Annotated in this window: 17 protein-coding genes; 12 read left to right on the forward strand and 5 right to left on the reverse strand. The window is 64.8% G+C overall.

Going from position 1 to position 13,046, the window contains the following annotated elements:
* Positions 1–207: 207 nt before the first annotated feature.
* The 7 genes from IVB54_RS17215 (at position 208) to IVB54_RS17245 (ending at position 4,269) form a co-directional block, all read left to right on the forward strand.
* Positions 208–414 (forward strand): hypothetical protein, encoded by a 207-nt coding sequence (locus IVB54_RS17215; protein ID WP_018455208.1) that lies wholly within the window; start codon positions 208–210, stop codon positions 412–414.
* A 2-nt stretch (positions 415–416) separates the two neighbouring features.
* The gene (locus IVB54_RS17220) at positions 417–617 is read left to right on the forward strand and encodes a hypothetical protein (protein ID WP_026232903.1); all 201 of its coding nucleotides are present in this window, start codon (positions 417–419) and stop codon (positions 615–617) included.
* A gap of 80 nt (positions 618–697) precedes the next feature.
* Positions 698–1,774 (forward strand): flavodoxin family protein, encoded by a 1,077-nt coding sequence (locus tag IVB54_RS17225; protein ID WP_018455206.1) that lies wholly within the window; start codon positions 698–700, stop codon positions 1,772–1,774.
* Positions 1,771–2,676, forward strand: coding sequence for an NAD(P)/FAD-dependent oxidoreductase (locus IVB54_RS17230; protein ID WP_247336174.1), 906 nt, complete (start codon positions 1,771–1,773; stop codon positions 2,674–2,676). The genes IVB54_RS17225 and IVB54_RS17230 overlap by 4 nt, the downstream gene beginning before the upstream one ends.
* An 18-nt stretch (positions 2,677–2,694) precedes the next feature.
* Positions 2,695–3,639, forward strand: coding sequence for a cation diffusion facilitator family transporter (locus IVB54_RS17235; protein WP_018455204.1), 945 nt, complete (start codon positions 2,695–2,697; stop codon positions 3,637–3,639).
* 101 nt (positions 3,640–3,740) lie between these two features.
* Positions 3,741–4,070, forward strand: a complete 330-nt coding sequence (locus IVB54_RS17240; RefSeq protein WP_007611368.1) for a four-helix bundle copper-binding protein — start codon at positions 3,741–3,743, stop codon at positions 4,068–4,070.
* A gap of 10 nt (positions 4,071–4,080) precedes the next feature.
* Entirely contained in the window at positions 4,081–4,269 is a 189-nt protein-coding gene (locus IVB54_RS17245; RefSeq protein ID WP_018455203.1) for a hypothetical protein, read from the forward strand.
* A 21-nt stretch (positions 4,270–4,290) separates the two neighbouring features.
* On the opposite strand, the gene IVB54_RS17250 is transcribed toward IVB54_RS17245, so the two are convergent.
* Positions 4,291–4,548: a hypothetical protein gene (locus IVB54_RS17250; protein WP_240543306.1), complete on the reverse strand. Its 258-nt coding sequence runs from the start codon at positions 4,546–4,548 to the stop codon at positions 4,291–4,293.
* Between the two features lie 287 nt (positions 4,549–4,835).
* Between IVB54_RS17250 and IVB54_RS17255 the strand changes: the two genes are divergently transcribed.
* Entirely contained in the window at positions 4,836–5,210 is a 375-nt protein-coding gene (locus tag IVB54_RS17255) for a hypothetical protein (protein WP_018455201.1), read from the forward strand.
* Positions 5,211–5,213: 3 nt separating this feature from the next.
* On the opposite strand, the gene IVB54_RS17260 is transcribed toward IVB54_RS17255, so the two are convergent.
* On the reverse strand, positions 5,214–6,533 hold the full coding sequence (locus IVB54_RS17260) for a polysaccharide deacetylase family protein (RefSeq protein WP_247392995.1): 1,320 nt from the start codon (positions 6,531–6,533) through the stop codon (positions 5,214–5,216).
* Positions 6,534–6,723: 190 nt separating this feature from the next.
* A complete protein-coding gene (locus tag IVB54_RS17265; RefSeq protein WP_247777384.1) occupies positions 6,724–7,497 on the reverse strand; it encodes a polysaccharide deacetylase family protein in 774 nt (257 codons plus the stop codon).
* Positions 7,498–7,613: 116 nt separating this feature from the next.
* Between IVB54_RS17265 and mgtE the strand changes: the two genes are divergently transcribed.
* The 4 genes from mgtE (at position 7,614) to IVB54_RS17285 (ending at position 11,612) form a co-directional block, all read left to right on the forward strand.
* Positions 7,614–9,035, forward strand: a complete 1,422-nt coding sequence (gene mgtE / locus IVB54_RS17270) for a magnesium transporter (protein ID WP_018455198.1) — start codon at positions 7,614–7,616, stop codon at positions 9,033–9,035.
* Between the two features lie 222 nt (positions 9,036–9,257).
* Positions 9,258–9,575: a helix-turn-helix domain-containing protein gene (locus IVB54_RS17275; RefSeq protein WP_085351361.1), complete on the forward strand. Its 318-nt coding sequence runs from the start codon at positions 9,258–9,260 to the stop codon at positions 9,573–9,575.
* 185 nt (positions 9,576–9,760) lie between these two features.
* Positions 9,761–10,579 (forward strand): aldo/keto reductase, encoded by an 819-nt coding sequence (locus IVB54_RS17280; protein WP_018455196.1) that lies wholly within the window; start codon positions 9,761–9,763, stop codon positions 10,577–10,579.
* A gap of 49 nt (positions 10,580–10,628) precedes the next feature.
* Positions 10,629–11,612: a hypothetical protein gene (locus IVB54_RS17285; protein WP_085384444.1), complete on the forward strand. Its 984-nt coding sequence runs from the start codon at positions 10,629–10,631 to the stop codon at positions 11,610–11,612.
* Between the two features lie 541 nt (positions 11,613–12,153).
* Here the strand turns inward: IVB54_RS17285 and IVB54_RS17290 are convergent.
* Both IVB54_RS17290 and IVB54_RS17295 read right to left on the reverse strand, forming a co-directional pair.
* Positions 12,154–12,318: a hypothetical protein gene (locus IVB54_RS17290; RefSeq protein WP_247336178.1), complete on the reverse strand. Its 165-nt coding sequence runs from the start codon at positions 12,316–12,318 to the stop codon at positions 12,154–12,156.
* A 481-nt stretch (positions 12,319–12,799) separates the two neighbouring features.
* Positions 12,800–13,012, reverse strand: a complete 213-nt coding sequence (locus IVB54_RS17295) for a hypothetical protein (protein WP_085395607.1) — start codon at positions 13,010–13,012, stop codon at positions 12,800–12,802.
* Between the last annotated feature and the right edge of the window lie 34 nt (positions 13,013–13,046).

Below are 13,046 nucleotides of genomic sequence, written 5' to 3' on the forward strand. Positions count from 1 at the left end.
CTGCTCGGCCGTTTCGTTTCGCACCAGCAAAATCACGCACCGTTAACTTATTGAAATGCCGGAACCTGCGGTTGCGGCCGAAGCTGCCAACACTGCCGGGCTGGGCCGCCCCAACCGGCACGAAACTCTGGCCCCGGCGCCGACCTCCCGCCGGGGCCAATTCCTCCCATCCCAATCCTTCCATCTGAAGGGCTTTGTGAAAGTACAATGACCGCGAAACGCAACCGCAGGAAACAGACCCAATCGCTCCAGGAGCGGTTGGCGGCATTCGCCCAAACCGCTCGCGAGCGTGCGCGCAGCCTGCCGCCCGGCAAGGAGCGCGACATGCTGCTTCAGCGCGCCAAGCAGAACGAGGTGACCTCGAACCTGACGGACTGGCTGAGCGAACCTGTCTACCCGAGACGGGGAGGGTGACGATGCGGAGCATCAAGCACTACCGCGCGTTCCAGATCGATCCGGACGGGCATGTGTTTGGATGCATCAACCTGGTCTGCGACGATGATGAGCAGGCCAAGCGCGAGGCCGCATCGCTCGTGCTGGTGCACCGCATCGAACTGTGGCGGCTGGACCAGCGCATCGCGCAGTTCGATGTGCCGCCGGAAGTTGTCCGCCAGTAGGGCGACGAGAGGAGAGCGAGAAGGAACCGCGCGCTGCGCCCCGGGTTGGTCGAACTGTACCGACCTCGCGAGGAGCCAGCATGACGGAAGCCGACATTCGCAAGGGGATGCCGCCCGTCAAGCTCTCGCGCGAGGCCTTCGAGCGCCGCTACAGGAGCCGGTTCGTCGATCCCGCCTTTGCACCGCTCCAGCGCGAGCTCGACGCCATCGTCGGCGCGGCCTGGGACGCCTACAGCGATTCACGCAAGGCCCCGCTGACGCGAAAGGCGGGCGCGGGATTCTCCGATCCCGATTACGACATCGCCATCGACTGGCTCGATGCGCGCGCGAAGATCCTGGCGGCGCAGCGACGCCATGACGATGCGGACGAGACGCCGCGCATCCTCATCATCAACGGCTCGGCCCGCAGCGAGCACACCTGTCCCGGCGAGATGTCCAAGACCTGGCGTCTGGTCGAACTCGCCGAGCCGGTCTTTGCCGAGCTTGGGTTTGCCGTCGACATCCTGGACCTGTCGCGCCTGGCCTCGGAGTTCGGCAAGACGATCCATCCCTGCAAATCCTGCGTCGGAACCGCGATGCCGCTCTGCCACTGGCCGTGCAGCTGCTATCCAAACTATTCGCTGGGGCAGACCGACGACTGGATGAACGATATCTATCCGCTGTGGGTCGCGGCCCACGGCATCCTGATCGTGACGCCGGTGAACTGGTATCACGTACCCGCCGGACTGAAGGCGATGATGGACCGCATGGTCTGCGCCGACGGCGGCAATCCCGATCCGACCTCGACCCACGGCAAGAAGGCGGCCGAGGCGAAGGCGCTGGAGCTGAAGGGCTGGCCTTATCCGCGCCATCTCGCCGGCCGTCATTTCGGCCTCGTCGTTCACGGCGATGCGGTCGGTGCCGAGGGCGTGCGCCGGGCCTTGTCGGATTGGTTGACCGATATGCAGTTGATCTCGGCGGGCCGCTTCGCCGAGCTCGATGGCTATGTCGGCTACATGGAGCCATACGCCACCTCGCACCGCGACCTCGATGACGACAGGGCATTCCAGACGGAGGTGCAGAACGTCGCGCGCGCACTCGGCAACGCGGTCCGCCTGGCGCGGAGCGGACAGCTTCGCGAGCCCGGTGCGGGCCTGTCGGATCCAAACCCCAAATGATGGCGAATGATCAGCCGTATGATTGCCTGATCGTCGGCGGCGGCCCGGCCGGGCTGATGGCTGCGATCTACCTCGCGCGATTTCGGCGCCGCGTCTGTGTCGTGGACGCAGGCGCGAGCCGGGCGGCGCTGATCCCGCGCAGTCACAATGTGCCGGGCTTCGTCCACGGCCTCTCCGGCACTGACCTGCTCGCGCGCATGTCCGCGCAACTGGGCGAGCTCGCGGTCACGCGCGTTGATGCCGAGGTCACCAGCTTGCGACGACACGATCACGGTTTTCAGGCGATCTGGAACGGCGGCGCGCATACGGCCGCCACCGTCATCCTTGCCTGCGGCATCGTCGACGCCCATCCGCCGTTCGACGAATGGCGCGCGGCCGTCGCGGACGGGCTGTTGCGCTACTGTCCCGTTTGCGACGCCTTCGAGGCGATCGACCGTCGCATCGGCATCGTCGGTCCGCTTCACCGCGCCGCCGGCAAGGCGCTCTTCATGCGCGGCTACTCGCGCGACGTGACGCTGCTGGCAACGGGCGAGGATGACGGGAAGCCCGCGGCAGCGGAGCTCAATGAAGCCGGTGTCGAGATCGTCGTCGCGCCCGGCCTGCGCCTGAGGCGGCGAGACGACGGCGTTGAAGCCGTCTTCGCCGATGGCCGGACGGCGCAATTCGAGATGGTCTACCCGGTGATGGGTGCGGAAGTGCGCTCGCATCTCGCGATGACGCTTGGGGCCGAACACACCGCAGACGGCCATCTGAAAGTCGACGACCATCAGCGCAGCTCGGTCGACGGGCTCTACGGCATCGGCGACGTCGTCACCGACCTGCACCAGATATCGGTCGCGTTCGGCCACGCCGCGCTCGCCGCCTGCACGATCCACAACAGCCTGCCGCGGCGGCTGGCATGAGGAACGGGGTATCGGACATTGGCAACAGAATCATCCTCGAAGACCGCGGTCTATGCGGCGCTCTTCGGCAATGTCCTGGTCGCGGTCACGAAGATCGGCGCCGCCGCGTGGACGGGAAGTTCGGCCATGACGAGCGAAGCGGTGCATTCGCTCGTCGATACGACCAATGAGATCCTGCTGCTCTACGGCTACCGGCGCGCGAGCCGCTCGCCCGACGAATCCCATCCGCTCGGCTATGGGCGCGAGCTGTATTTCTGGAGCTTCATCGTTGCGCTGCTGATCTTCGCCCTGGGCGCCGGTGTCTCGCTGTATCAGGGCATTCTGCATGTCGCCGCACCCGAGCCGATCGAAAGTCCGATCGTCAGCTTCGTGGTGCTCGGGCTGTCGTTCCTGTTTGAAGGCGGTTCCTGGCTGGTTGCCCTGCGGCGCTTCAGCTCCGACGGCCAGCGGTTCGGGTATTACCAGGCTTTCGTTCGCAGCAAGGATCCTCCGGCATTCATGGTGCTGCTCGAGGACAGCGCGGCGCTGGTCGGCATCGCCATTGCCGCGGCGGCCACTGCCGCGGCCGTATGGCTGCGCCAGCCGGTCTGGGACGGGATCGGTTCGATCATGATCGGGATATTGCTGGCGATCGTGTCGATCGGTCTCGCGCGCGAGAGCAAGAGCCTGCTGATCGGCGAGCCCGCCGATCCGGAACTTGCGCGATCGGTCCTCGACATCGCAAGGCGGTCGCCCGGCGTGCTCAGGGCCAACGGCCTGCTGACGGTGCAGCTGTCGCCGGCCGAAATCGTTGCGGCCCTCAGCATCGAATTTGCGGACGACAAGCGCGCCGACGATATCGAGCGATGCGTCGTTTCGATCGAGACCGAGATACGCAAACGCCATCCAAGCGTGGCCGCCTTGTTCATCAAGCCGCAGACCGATGCTCGCTACCGGGCGGTGCGCGCCAGGCGTTACGGCTAGCTTTGCGAGGTTCCCTGGACGTCACAATCGGCACGACGGCAGGAACGATCACAACATCCCCCTGGTTGACCGGTGCAGGGGGCGAGCAATGGAGACACCGGATGGCTCAATCCGAAGACATGACGCGCTGCATCGCGCTCTGCATGAGCTGCTATCAGACCTGCCTCGGCACCGCGATGAACCATTGCCTCGAGACCGGCGGCAAGCACGTCGAGCCCAAGCATTTCCGCCTGATGATGGCGTGCGCCGAAATGTGCCGGACGGCGGCGCATTTCATGCTGATCAATACGCCGCATCACCGGCACACATGCGGCGAATGCGCCGAAATTTGCAGCGAATGCGCCGAGGATTGCGAACGGGTCGGCGGCATGGACGAGTGCGTCGCCATGTGCCGCTCCTGCGCGCAATCCTGCCGTGCGATGGCGGCCTGAGGACAAGCCCATGCTGGAAGAGAAACTCACGGAAGCCATCGTCGAGGAGCTGAAGCGGCAGGCGGCGAACCGGCCGCAATCGCTGAAGGTCGAACGGGCGCACGACGCGAAAGCCTCGGAGGAGCTGATCGTCAACGGCAAGATCGACTTGGCCGCGCTGGTCATGGTGATCGCCGGATCGGTCGCCGGCGGGCCTTAGGTCCGGCCGTCAACGGCGCCCTCAGCCATATTCCTCGCCGATGCCGTATTCCCGGTAGATCTCCAGCGGATCGAGGTCGGGAAAAAGCCGGCATTTGGCCTGGGCGAGATGCAGGGTCACCGCCGCCGGCTCCTTGCCGTTCGCGAGCATCTTGCGGATGTCGTCCATATGCGCGCTCGGCTGGTGCTTGGTGTCGAGCTGCTCCAGCGCGACCAGCGCAGTCGCCAGCGCCTCGGTCAGAACCCAGTCGTCGTGGCCGGTGATTCCCTTCTTCGGCATCGGCAGACCCCACATGTGGCGACCCCAGTCTATCGGGACTTCCGCCAAATCTCCAAGGAGCCGTTGCAGCCAACAGGCGCGCGGACGGCTCGACGGCCGGGGCTCCGGCTTGCATTATGGCCGGGCGTGGCTAAAAGGCGGCATCGCCGGGGCAATAGTATCTTTGTTGAAACAAAGTTGGCGTAGACGGGGCTGCATGGCATTCAGGCCGGCTGTTCCGGTCTGGGCTCCTGATCCCCGCATTTGCAACACGGTCGGTTGCGCCACCCTTCAAGGCTTAAGCCCGCATGGTCTTTTTAAGCTTCGTCTATCGCTTCGTGACCAACTTCGCATTCATGGCGATGGTCTATTTCAGCCTGAATTTCATGGAGAAGTACCAGAACCGGGCGATTATCGCGATCCTGGTGCTGGTCTATACCGGCATGCGCGCAGCTTCGACGCTGCGGGCGTTCTACTTTTACCAGAAGATCGAGAAGCTGGAAGCCGAGACCAAGCGCCTTCAGGCTCCGCTCAATGACGGCACTGGCGGAACGAGTGTGCGCAAGCAGGTCGTGGTTGACGTCGCCCGGCTGCGGCGCGACGGCGAGGTCAAGTCCTATATGGACCTGTTCTTCCTGGCGCTGATCGTATTGCTCTGCGTCGCCAACATCATGCGACAGTAAGCTCTACTGCGCGCGCTTCTTCAGGCTTGCCACACGGGTCGGGCGCGGCGCTGTGCTCTTGGGCGCGGCGCTCTTGGGGGCAGTGCTCTTGGCTGCAGTGCCCTCGGTCTCTGCGGCGTGGTTCGGTGTGCCATGAGCAGCGCGCGCGGTGCGGCGAGCGTGCCACTTGCCGGCTTTGACCTTGGCCGCAGGAGGCGTCTCGGCCGCCATTGCCAGGCGCGTCGCGGCGCGCCGCGACAAGGTCGTCGACAGCAGCACCTCGACCGAGCCTTCCGGGATCGCAAAGAGATCGCGGCCAGGCGCGGGCAGGGTGGCCGCGACATTGGCGAGCGCCATGGTCTTGCGCGGCAGCAGCGGTTGGTGCGCGGCCTGTGCGTTGAGGTCGGCCAGCGAGGGTGCCGGAAGCGTCTTGGTCTGCGCGAACACGAAGTTCGGCACGGCCGGCCAGCGCGCGATCGGTGTGGTCTCGGTCGGCGGATGCAGCAGCCATTCCACCGGCGTTGTCGGCGTCGCCAGCTGCTCGGCGGTCGCGGGCACCACGTGCACGATGCGATAGCCGCGCGCCTTGAGGTCGCGGATGATCTTCGGCAGCGCCGCCACCGTGCGGGCCTGGATGTCGTGCAGCAGCAGGATGCCCTTGCCCTTGGCCTCAAGCCGCTGGATTGCGAGCTGATAGACGCGATCGGGCGACACATGGCGCCAGTCGTCCGCCGGGAAATCGGCGCTCCAGACCTGGATGCCGCGCGAGATCAGAACGTTCTCGACGCCGTCGGCGCGCATCAGGCCGGGAATGCGGAAGAACGGCGCGAGCTTGGACGGATCGGTCATTGCGGCCGATGTCCACTCGATGCCGCCATTGATCTGCGCCTCGGCCTTGTCGAGCGGCATCCGGTCCATTGTGAGCGGATGCGTCATGCTGTGGGTGCCGACGGTATGGCCCGCTGCGACCAGCTTGCGCACGCCTTCCGGGTTCGCCTTGGCCTGTTCGCCAATGATGAAGAAGGTCGCCTTGATGCACTCGTCGGCGAGGATCTGCAGCACCTGGTTGGAATATTTCGGCAACGGACCGTCGTCGAAGGTCAGGACGACTTCATGGTCCTTCAGCGGCAGCGTCTCGCGGTACTGCATGGTGCCGATGCGGGGATGCTCGTGCGGATCGACCACGAGCGTGCGGGAGGTCCCGAGCGCGTCCGGATGGCCGGGGCAGTCGGCCGCAATGGCCGGCGAGCCGATGGTCAGGACACCAAGGAATCCGCCAAGAAAGCTGCCAAGGCAAAGGACGATCCACGATCGCGTCCGAGCAACAACGCTACTTCCGATCATGAACCCGGTCTGCCCTCTTACGCGATTGCCGCCATAGTAGGTCGGAGACATCAGCAAACGGTTCAGGCGCAAGAACCCCGACCCAGAACCCTGCCGCGACAAGTCCCCTTGATACTTGCATGGCGTAGCATGAACGGACTGTTAATAGGGCCCAAATCACCCCATTTTGCACCGGCGTGACATTCCGGCATCAATGCGCGTCGGCACTCTTCTGTGATGCACCCGCCGGCACGACGTGAACCACCCGATAGCGGTTCTCCCCCAGATACCGCAGGAAGGCCGGCATGATCGCAGCCGTACGCGCCTTGGGATCGTGGAACAGGATGATACCCTTGCCGGCGGCGGCGAGCCGCTCGGTGACGAGCTTCATTTCCTGCTCCGGCGTCATCTCGTTCCAGTCGCTGGCCCACAGGTCGGCCCCGAACACCACGATGCCGCGGGACTGGAGCAGGTCAAGCTCGGCTGGCGTCGCCTCGAAATAGGGGAAGCGGAAGAACGGGGTCGCGGGCGTCGTTGTCGAGGTGCCGTGCAGAGCCAGCTCGACGGCCGCGATGCCGCGGTCGATTTCGCTCTTCGCTTTGTCGAACGGAATGCGCGCCATGAACGGGTGCGAGAAGGTGTGGTGACCGATGCTGTGGCCCTCGCGCGCGATGCGCTTGACCATGTCAGGGTGTTCGGAGGCGTGCAGGCCGATCAGGAAGAAGGTCGCGCGCACGCATTCCTGCGCCAGTGCCACCAATACCTTCGACGTCGTCGGCGGATGCGGCCCGTCGTCGAAGGTCAGCACGACCTCGTGATCGGCAAGCTCCAGCGTCTGCGGAAAGCTCTTCAGGCCCACGCGCGGCGCGGTCTTGGCGTCGACGCTCAGAATGCGGGAGGTGCCGAGCGCGTCCTTGCGCGGGCACTCGGCGGCTTCACTCGAGGCGATGCCGGTGAGGGCGGCGAGGGCTGCGCCTGCCGACATCGAGGTCCACCTCAGTCGAAGCATCTTTGTCATTGCGCTCAGAGTTGCCTTGTGGGTATTGCCTGAACCGTCAGCTCAGACCACTCGTTCCAACCTGTCGAACGGCGAGGCGCGCCATGGATGAACATCTGGACGGTGCCGCATCTGCCGCGGAATCGGTACTCGACCACGTGCCGATGCGCAATGAAGACGGCGAAATTCGTCACGAATTCGTCGCGGAAATTACCCATGCGATCGAGGCCGGCGACAGCGCCGCGCTGCGCGCCTGCGTTGCCGAGCTGCACGAGGCCGATCTGGGCGATCTCATTGGGGCTCTCGAGCCCGACGATCGGGTCCGCCTGGTTGAGCTGACGGGGCGCGATTTCGACTTCTCCGCGCTGAACGAGCTCGACGAGGGCGTGCGCGAGGAGATCCTCGAGGAACTGCCGCCGCAGACGGTCGCGGAAGGTGTGCGCGAGCTCGAATCCGATGACGCGGTCGAGCTGCTGGAAACGCTCGATCAGGCCGATCAGGAGGAGATCCTCGAGAAGCTGCCGCTCAAGGAGCGCGTCGTGCTCGAGCGCAGCCTGCTTTATCCGGAGAACTCCGCCGGCCGCCGGATGCAGACCGAGTTCATCGCCGTGCCGCAGGATTTCACCGTGGGGCAGGCGATCGACTACATGCGCGAGACGCCGGATCTGCCAGACCGCTTCTACGAGATCTACGTCGTCGACAAGGAGCAGCACTGGCAGGGCGCGGTCTCGCTCGACGTGCTGCTGCGCGCCCGCCGCCCGGTGGCGCTTGCCGAACTGACCGACGAGGATCGCCGCCGCGTCTCCGTCCTGGAGGACCAGGAGGAGGTGGCGCGCATGTTCGGCAAGTACAATCTCGTCGCAGCCCCGGTGCTCGACACCCAGGACCGCCTCGTCGGCGTCATCACCGTCGACGACGTCGTCGACGTCATCGAGGAAGAGGCGGACGAGGACCTCAAGGCGCTCGGCGGCGTCAACAGCGACGAAGAGCTGTCCGACACCGTGTTCACCATTGCACGCGCGCGGTTCAACTGGCTGCTGGTCAATCTCGCCACCGCCTTTCTGGCGTCGTCCGTGCTCGGCCTGTTCGAGGGGCAGCTCGAGAAGATGGTGGCGCTCGCCGTGCTGGCGCCGATCGTCGCAAGCCAGGGCGGCAATGCCGCGACCCAGACCATGACGGTCGCGGTGCGGGCGCTGGCGACGCGCGAGCTCGGCTCCTCCAATGCCTGGCGCGTGGTGGTGCGCGAGGGCCTGGTCGGCCTCGTCAACGGTCTCGCCTTTGCCGTGATCACGGGCGTCGCTGCGGTGGCCTGGTTCAGGATCCCGGGCCTCGGCCTGGTCATCGGGCTCGCCATCATCGTGAACCTCTTCGCCGGCGCACTCGGAGGCATCCTGATCCCGATGGCGCTCGAACGTGTCAGGGCCGATCCGGCCGTGGCCTCCGGCACGTTCGTGACAACGGTCACTGACGTCGTCGGCTTCTTCTCCTTCCTCGGCATCGCGACGTTGTGGTTCGGGTTGAGGTAGGGCTACACGCACTCTCGTCTCCCCGGCGCGCTGCAACGCCCTTGGCGTTGCTGCGCAACCGGGACCCAGAAGCGGCACAGTATTGCAGCGACATGGGCCCCGGCTCTGCAGCGCACCGCTGAAGAAGCGCTGCGCTGCGTCCGGGGCACGAGACCGTATACGCAGCCATCATCTTTAATCCGAACTTAAGCGAGCTGCCGCATCATCGCCTTGCTTGGGGGAATGAGCATGCGTGTGCGGTTGAAGGCGGACGGACGGATTGTCGAGTTGCGGGATGGGCGGGAGTTTCCGGTCCAGCCGTTTCCAATCCAGCCCGTACCTAACGCAGCGCCGCCCGACACCAGCTCGCTCGCCGTGCGCGATTTGCGCCGCCGTGCCTGCCTGACCCAGATGGAGTTCGCGGCCAAGCTCGGCGTTCCCGTCGAGACCATCCGCAATTGGGAGCAGGGCAAGCGGGCCCCGCGGGGACCCGCCCGCGCGCTGCTCGCTGTGATCGCGCATGCGCCTGACACCGTATTCCAGGCGCTTGCCAAAGCCTGAGCTCGAGGCCTGACCTCAAGGCCTGACGTCAAGGCCTGACGTCAAGGCCTGGCACGAACCTCCCGTTAGCATTGCGCGCAAGATCCGACCCGGCGGCCGGTGTCGCCCGTTGGCAGTGTTGCCAGCCGGGTTCATAATGACGCCTGGATCATGATTTGGGGCGACCGCGACAGAGAGGATTCCTCATGCTGTTCGTCGAGACCAATGGCGCAAGGATACCGGCGATCGGGCTGGGGACCTGGGAGCTGAGCGGGCGCATGTGCACCCGTGTGGTCGAGCAGGCGCTGCGGCTCGGCTATCGCCACATCGATACCGCACAGGTCTACGAGAATGAGCGCGAGGTCGGCGACGGCTTGCGCGCCTCCGGCGTGCGCCGCGACGACATCTTCCTGACGACAAAGGTCTGGACCAATCATTTCGCGCCCCACGATCTCGAGCGCTCGGTCAAGGAGAGCCTGGCGCGCATGCGACTTCCCTCCGTCGATCTCCTGCTGCTGCACTGGCCCAATTCGCACGTGCCGCTGGAGGAGACGCTGGGCGCGCTGTCGCATGCCAAGCGCATGGGCCTGACCCGCCACATCGGCGTTTCCAATTTCACCGTGGCGCTGATCGAGCAGGCGGTGGCGTTGTCGCCGGAGCCGCTGGCCTGCAACCAGGTCGAATACCACCCTTATCTCGACCAGGCGAAGGTGAGGGCGGCCTGCGATCAGCACGGGCTCGCGCTGGTCGCCTACAGCCCGATCGCCAAGGGGCGGATCAAGACCGACCGGACGCTCGCCGAGATCGGGCGTCTGCATCACAAGACGCCGGCGCAGGTCTGCCTGCGCTGGCTGGTGCAACAGAATGTCGCTGCGATCCCGCGCACCTCGCGCGTCGAACGCCTGTCGGAAAACATCGAGATCTTCGATTTCGAGCTTTCGGACGACGAGATGGCCCAGATCGCCGCGCTGGCCAGTCCCAGGGGCCGCCTGACCGATTTCGCCTTCGCGCCAAAATGGGATTGAGAGGGGCCTGCCGTATGCTAGGACCAGCTTGGCAACCTGAAGTCAGGCGATGGAACTGCGGAAGATCATACGGACGGACATTGCAGCGTCGGCGATCGCCCATCTGACGCTGGTCGCGCTGATCATCGTGATCAGCGAAGTCCATCCGTTTCACGCCAGCCCGCCCGAATCGGTTTCCGTCAGCATCGTGACGCCGGAGCAGGTGAAGCAGGAGGAGGCCAAAGCCGAGGAGAAGACCGGGGAAAAACTCAAGGCGAAGCCGCCGGAGCCGACCCCTGACCTGAAACTGCCGAAGTTCGATTTGAACGATAAGGACAAGGCGGCGGCCGCGCCGAAGCCCGAGGCGAAGCAGCAGGCTGCGGCACAGTCCTCGAAGCAGCAGGCCTCGCCTGAACCGCCGCAGCAGAAACAGCCGCAGCCACAGCCTTCACAGACGCCGCAGCAGCGCGAGGCAAATGCGCAGCCGCAACCGCAGCCTCCACAGCCACAGCCTCAGCCATCGCAGTCGCCGCCGCCTCAGGCGACGCCGCAGCCCCCGGCGCCACAGCTACTGCCACAAGCGATGCAGCACCCGGAGGCCGCGCCGCCGCCGTCCTATCAGGCGCCGGAGCCCGACGTCACTGTCAAATACGGCGTCATGCTGGGCCTGCCGCCGGAATTGCCGACGGAGCTGCCGAAAGACGCCCCCAAAGACGATGGCGGCGATGCCAAGGATTCAATCGCGGCGAAGCTGCCGGTCGAAATCATCGCCGAGCTGCGTCGTCATTTGCGAAGCTGCGCCAAGCTGCCGGCTGGGGTCGCGCCGACCGACAACGTCAACATCAAGCTGCGCACCGTGCTCGCGACCGACGGCACGCTGGCGCGCGAGCCGATCCTGATCGAAGCCCCGCCGTCCGCAAAGGGCGTCGCGCTCGTGAAGTCCGCCATGAGCGCGCTTCAGGCCTGCCAGCCCTACAAGATGTTGCCGGCCGACAAATACGGGGAATGGAAGGTGATGGACCTGCCGTTCAGCCCGCGGGATTTCGGCGGCTAAACTCTCGCTTGGGCTACGGCCTTGCTTTGTCGCTCTGCTGTCAATCCATCTTCGCAAATATATTCCACTTTGCCGAAATTCGGACACGGCGTATGTGTTGGCCATCCCGGCTCATCCTTGAGGGGCGATCTTGTGGTCGTCATGTTCGCGAGCCGGCTTGCGGTGGACGCGGCAGCGTTCGGGTGCGAGAGGCCAAGGGCAGGGCGGATTGCTCTCTGTGAGCCCAAAGCTTCGTGCCGACGAGCGGCGCTGCAAAGCTTCGTCACGGCGCCGCCTGTCAAACCGCCACAGACGAGACGCCGGCAGCGAATACAACCTCAGCCTGAGTCGGGCGGCGAAATTGAAGCGCAGCCGCCGCGCGTGCACGGCGATTGCCGCGTCGGCGGGAGCATCAAAATGCAAAGATAATCAATGCCACCAGCAAGACGTTGAACATGCCCAACGTGAGTACGGCGATATCGAAAACGCGGATCAAGCTGATCATGGTGTCCTCCGATACACGCCAACCGGGTGCTATGATGCCTCCGCTACGACCGGGTGTCTATGCAGTTTGTGCCTGCTCGGCGACCATCGCCACAATGTCGGCCAACCGCGTTGGGTCCAGAACGCCGTGTGTGGGAGCGCGGGCGCGCTTGGGAAAAGTGGTGAAAATTCCGCCTTCGTCAACTCGCGCGGCATTGTTGACCGATGCGCTGTTGAGTTGCAACCATTTATCTCAAACCTCACTCGCCCTGTGGAGACAGGCGAGACCGTCGAAACTATCGTAGTTACCGTCGGGCATCGTGCTACCGACCAAGGCAGCTCTACCTGGCCGCTGAAGCTGCCCTCTGCTTGTTCTCTGTCCAACTCTGCTCGCCGCAGTCGCACTTGAGCGACGGATAAGCCGAGATCGCCGCTAATCCTTACAAGCCAGCCGGAGCACACGCTGGGGACACCACCATCTCGACCCAACACCTTGTGCACCGCGCGCTAGTGCCCACGATCTCGCAAGCTGGGTCGGCCGACACAATGTCGCGGCAGCACTTCGGGCACGTATATCCCGCGGTGTTTGGTGCGAAGTCATACTCCGGACCAACATAGGCGCAGATCATGTGGTGGAATACCGGAAACAAGATCAGAGCGGATGAGCCGCAAGCCGGGCAATTCGTTTGAGTCCCTTCGATCTGCATGCTGCACCTCGCTTCCTCTCACAGCTCGTCGAGCCCGAATAGTTTCACCAGCATGGAAGCGATGCGCGCGCTGAGTTGTGTGTAGTGCATGTGAACGTCGACGGCCGAGTTCAGCGCCGGGGGATGCGCGCCTGGGCTGAACTGAATTCGCGCGATTTGCGAGGCGGTACGCTCGCGCGCCGCCGATGAGCCCGCTCCGGGGTACACGTCTGACACCGGCAGAATTTCCACGATCTCGCCCAGAATTCGCCGGTTGCCGAACAGG

This window comes from Bradyrhizobium sp. CW1 (genome assembly GCF_023100665.1).
Lineage (GTDB): Bacteria > Pseudomonadota > Alphaproteobacteria > Rhizobiales > Xanthobacteraceae > Bradyrhizobium > Bradyrhizobium canariense_D.

Bases quoted from the DNA above. Each gene is read 5' to 3' on its own strand.
- IVB54_RS17215 (WP_018455208.1), top strand. From the start codon at position 208: ATGACCGCGAAACGCAACCGCAGGAAACAGACCCAATCGCTCCAGGAG.
- IVB54_RS17220 (WP_026232903.1), top strand. From the start codon at position 417: ATGCGGAGCATCAAGCACTACCGCGCGTTCCAGATCGATCCGGACGGG.
- IVB54_RS17225 (WP_018455206.1), top strand. From the start codon at position 698: ATGACGGAAGCCGACATTCGCAAGGGGATGCCGCCCGTCAAGCTCTCG.
- IVB54_RS17230 (WP_247336174.1), top strand. From the start codon at position 1,771: ATGATGGCGAATGATCAGCCGTATGATTGCCTGATCGTCGGCGGCGGC.
- IVB54_RS17240 (WP_007611368.1), top strand. From the start codon at position 3,741: ATGGCTCAATCCGAAGACATGACGCGCTGCATCGCGCTCTGCATGAGC.
- IVB54_RS17245 (WP_018455203.1), top strand. From the start codon at position 4,081: ATGCTGGAAGAGAAACTCACGGAAGCCATCGTCGAGGAGCTGAAGCGG.
- IVB54_RS17250 (WP_240543306.1), bottom strand. From the start codon at position 4,548: ATGCCGAAGAAGGGAATCACCGGCCACGACGACTGGGTTCTGACCGAG.
- IVB54_RS17255 (WP_018455201.1), top strand. From the start codon at position 4,836: ATGGTCTTTTTAAGCTTCGTCTATCGCTTCGTGACCAACTTCGCATTC.
- IVB54_RS17260 (WP_247392995.1), bottom strand. From the start codon at position 6,533: ATGATCGGAAGTAGCGTTGTTGCTCGGACGCGATCGTGGATCGTCCTT.
- IVB54_RS17265 (WP_247777384.1), bottom strand. From the start codon at position 7,497: ATGTCGGCAGGCGCAGCCCTCGCCGCCCTCACCGGCATCGCCTCGAGT.
- mgtE (WP_018455198.1), top strand. From the start codon at position 7,614: ATGGATGAACATCTGGACGGTGCCGCATCTGCCGCGGAATCGGTACTC.
- IVB54_RS17275 (WP_085351361.1), top strand. From the start codon at position 9,258: ATGAGCATGCGTGTGCGGTTGAAGGCGGACGGACGGATTGTCGAGTTG.
- IVB54_RS17280 (WP_018455196.1), top strand. From the start codon at position 9,761: ATGCTGTTCGTCGAGACCAATGGCGCAAGGATACCGGCGATCGGGCTG.
- IVB54_RS17285 (WP_085384444.1), top strand. From the start codon at position 10,629: ATGGAACTGCGGAAGATCATACGGACGGACATTGCAGCGTCGGCGATC.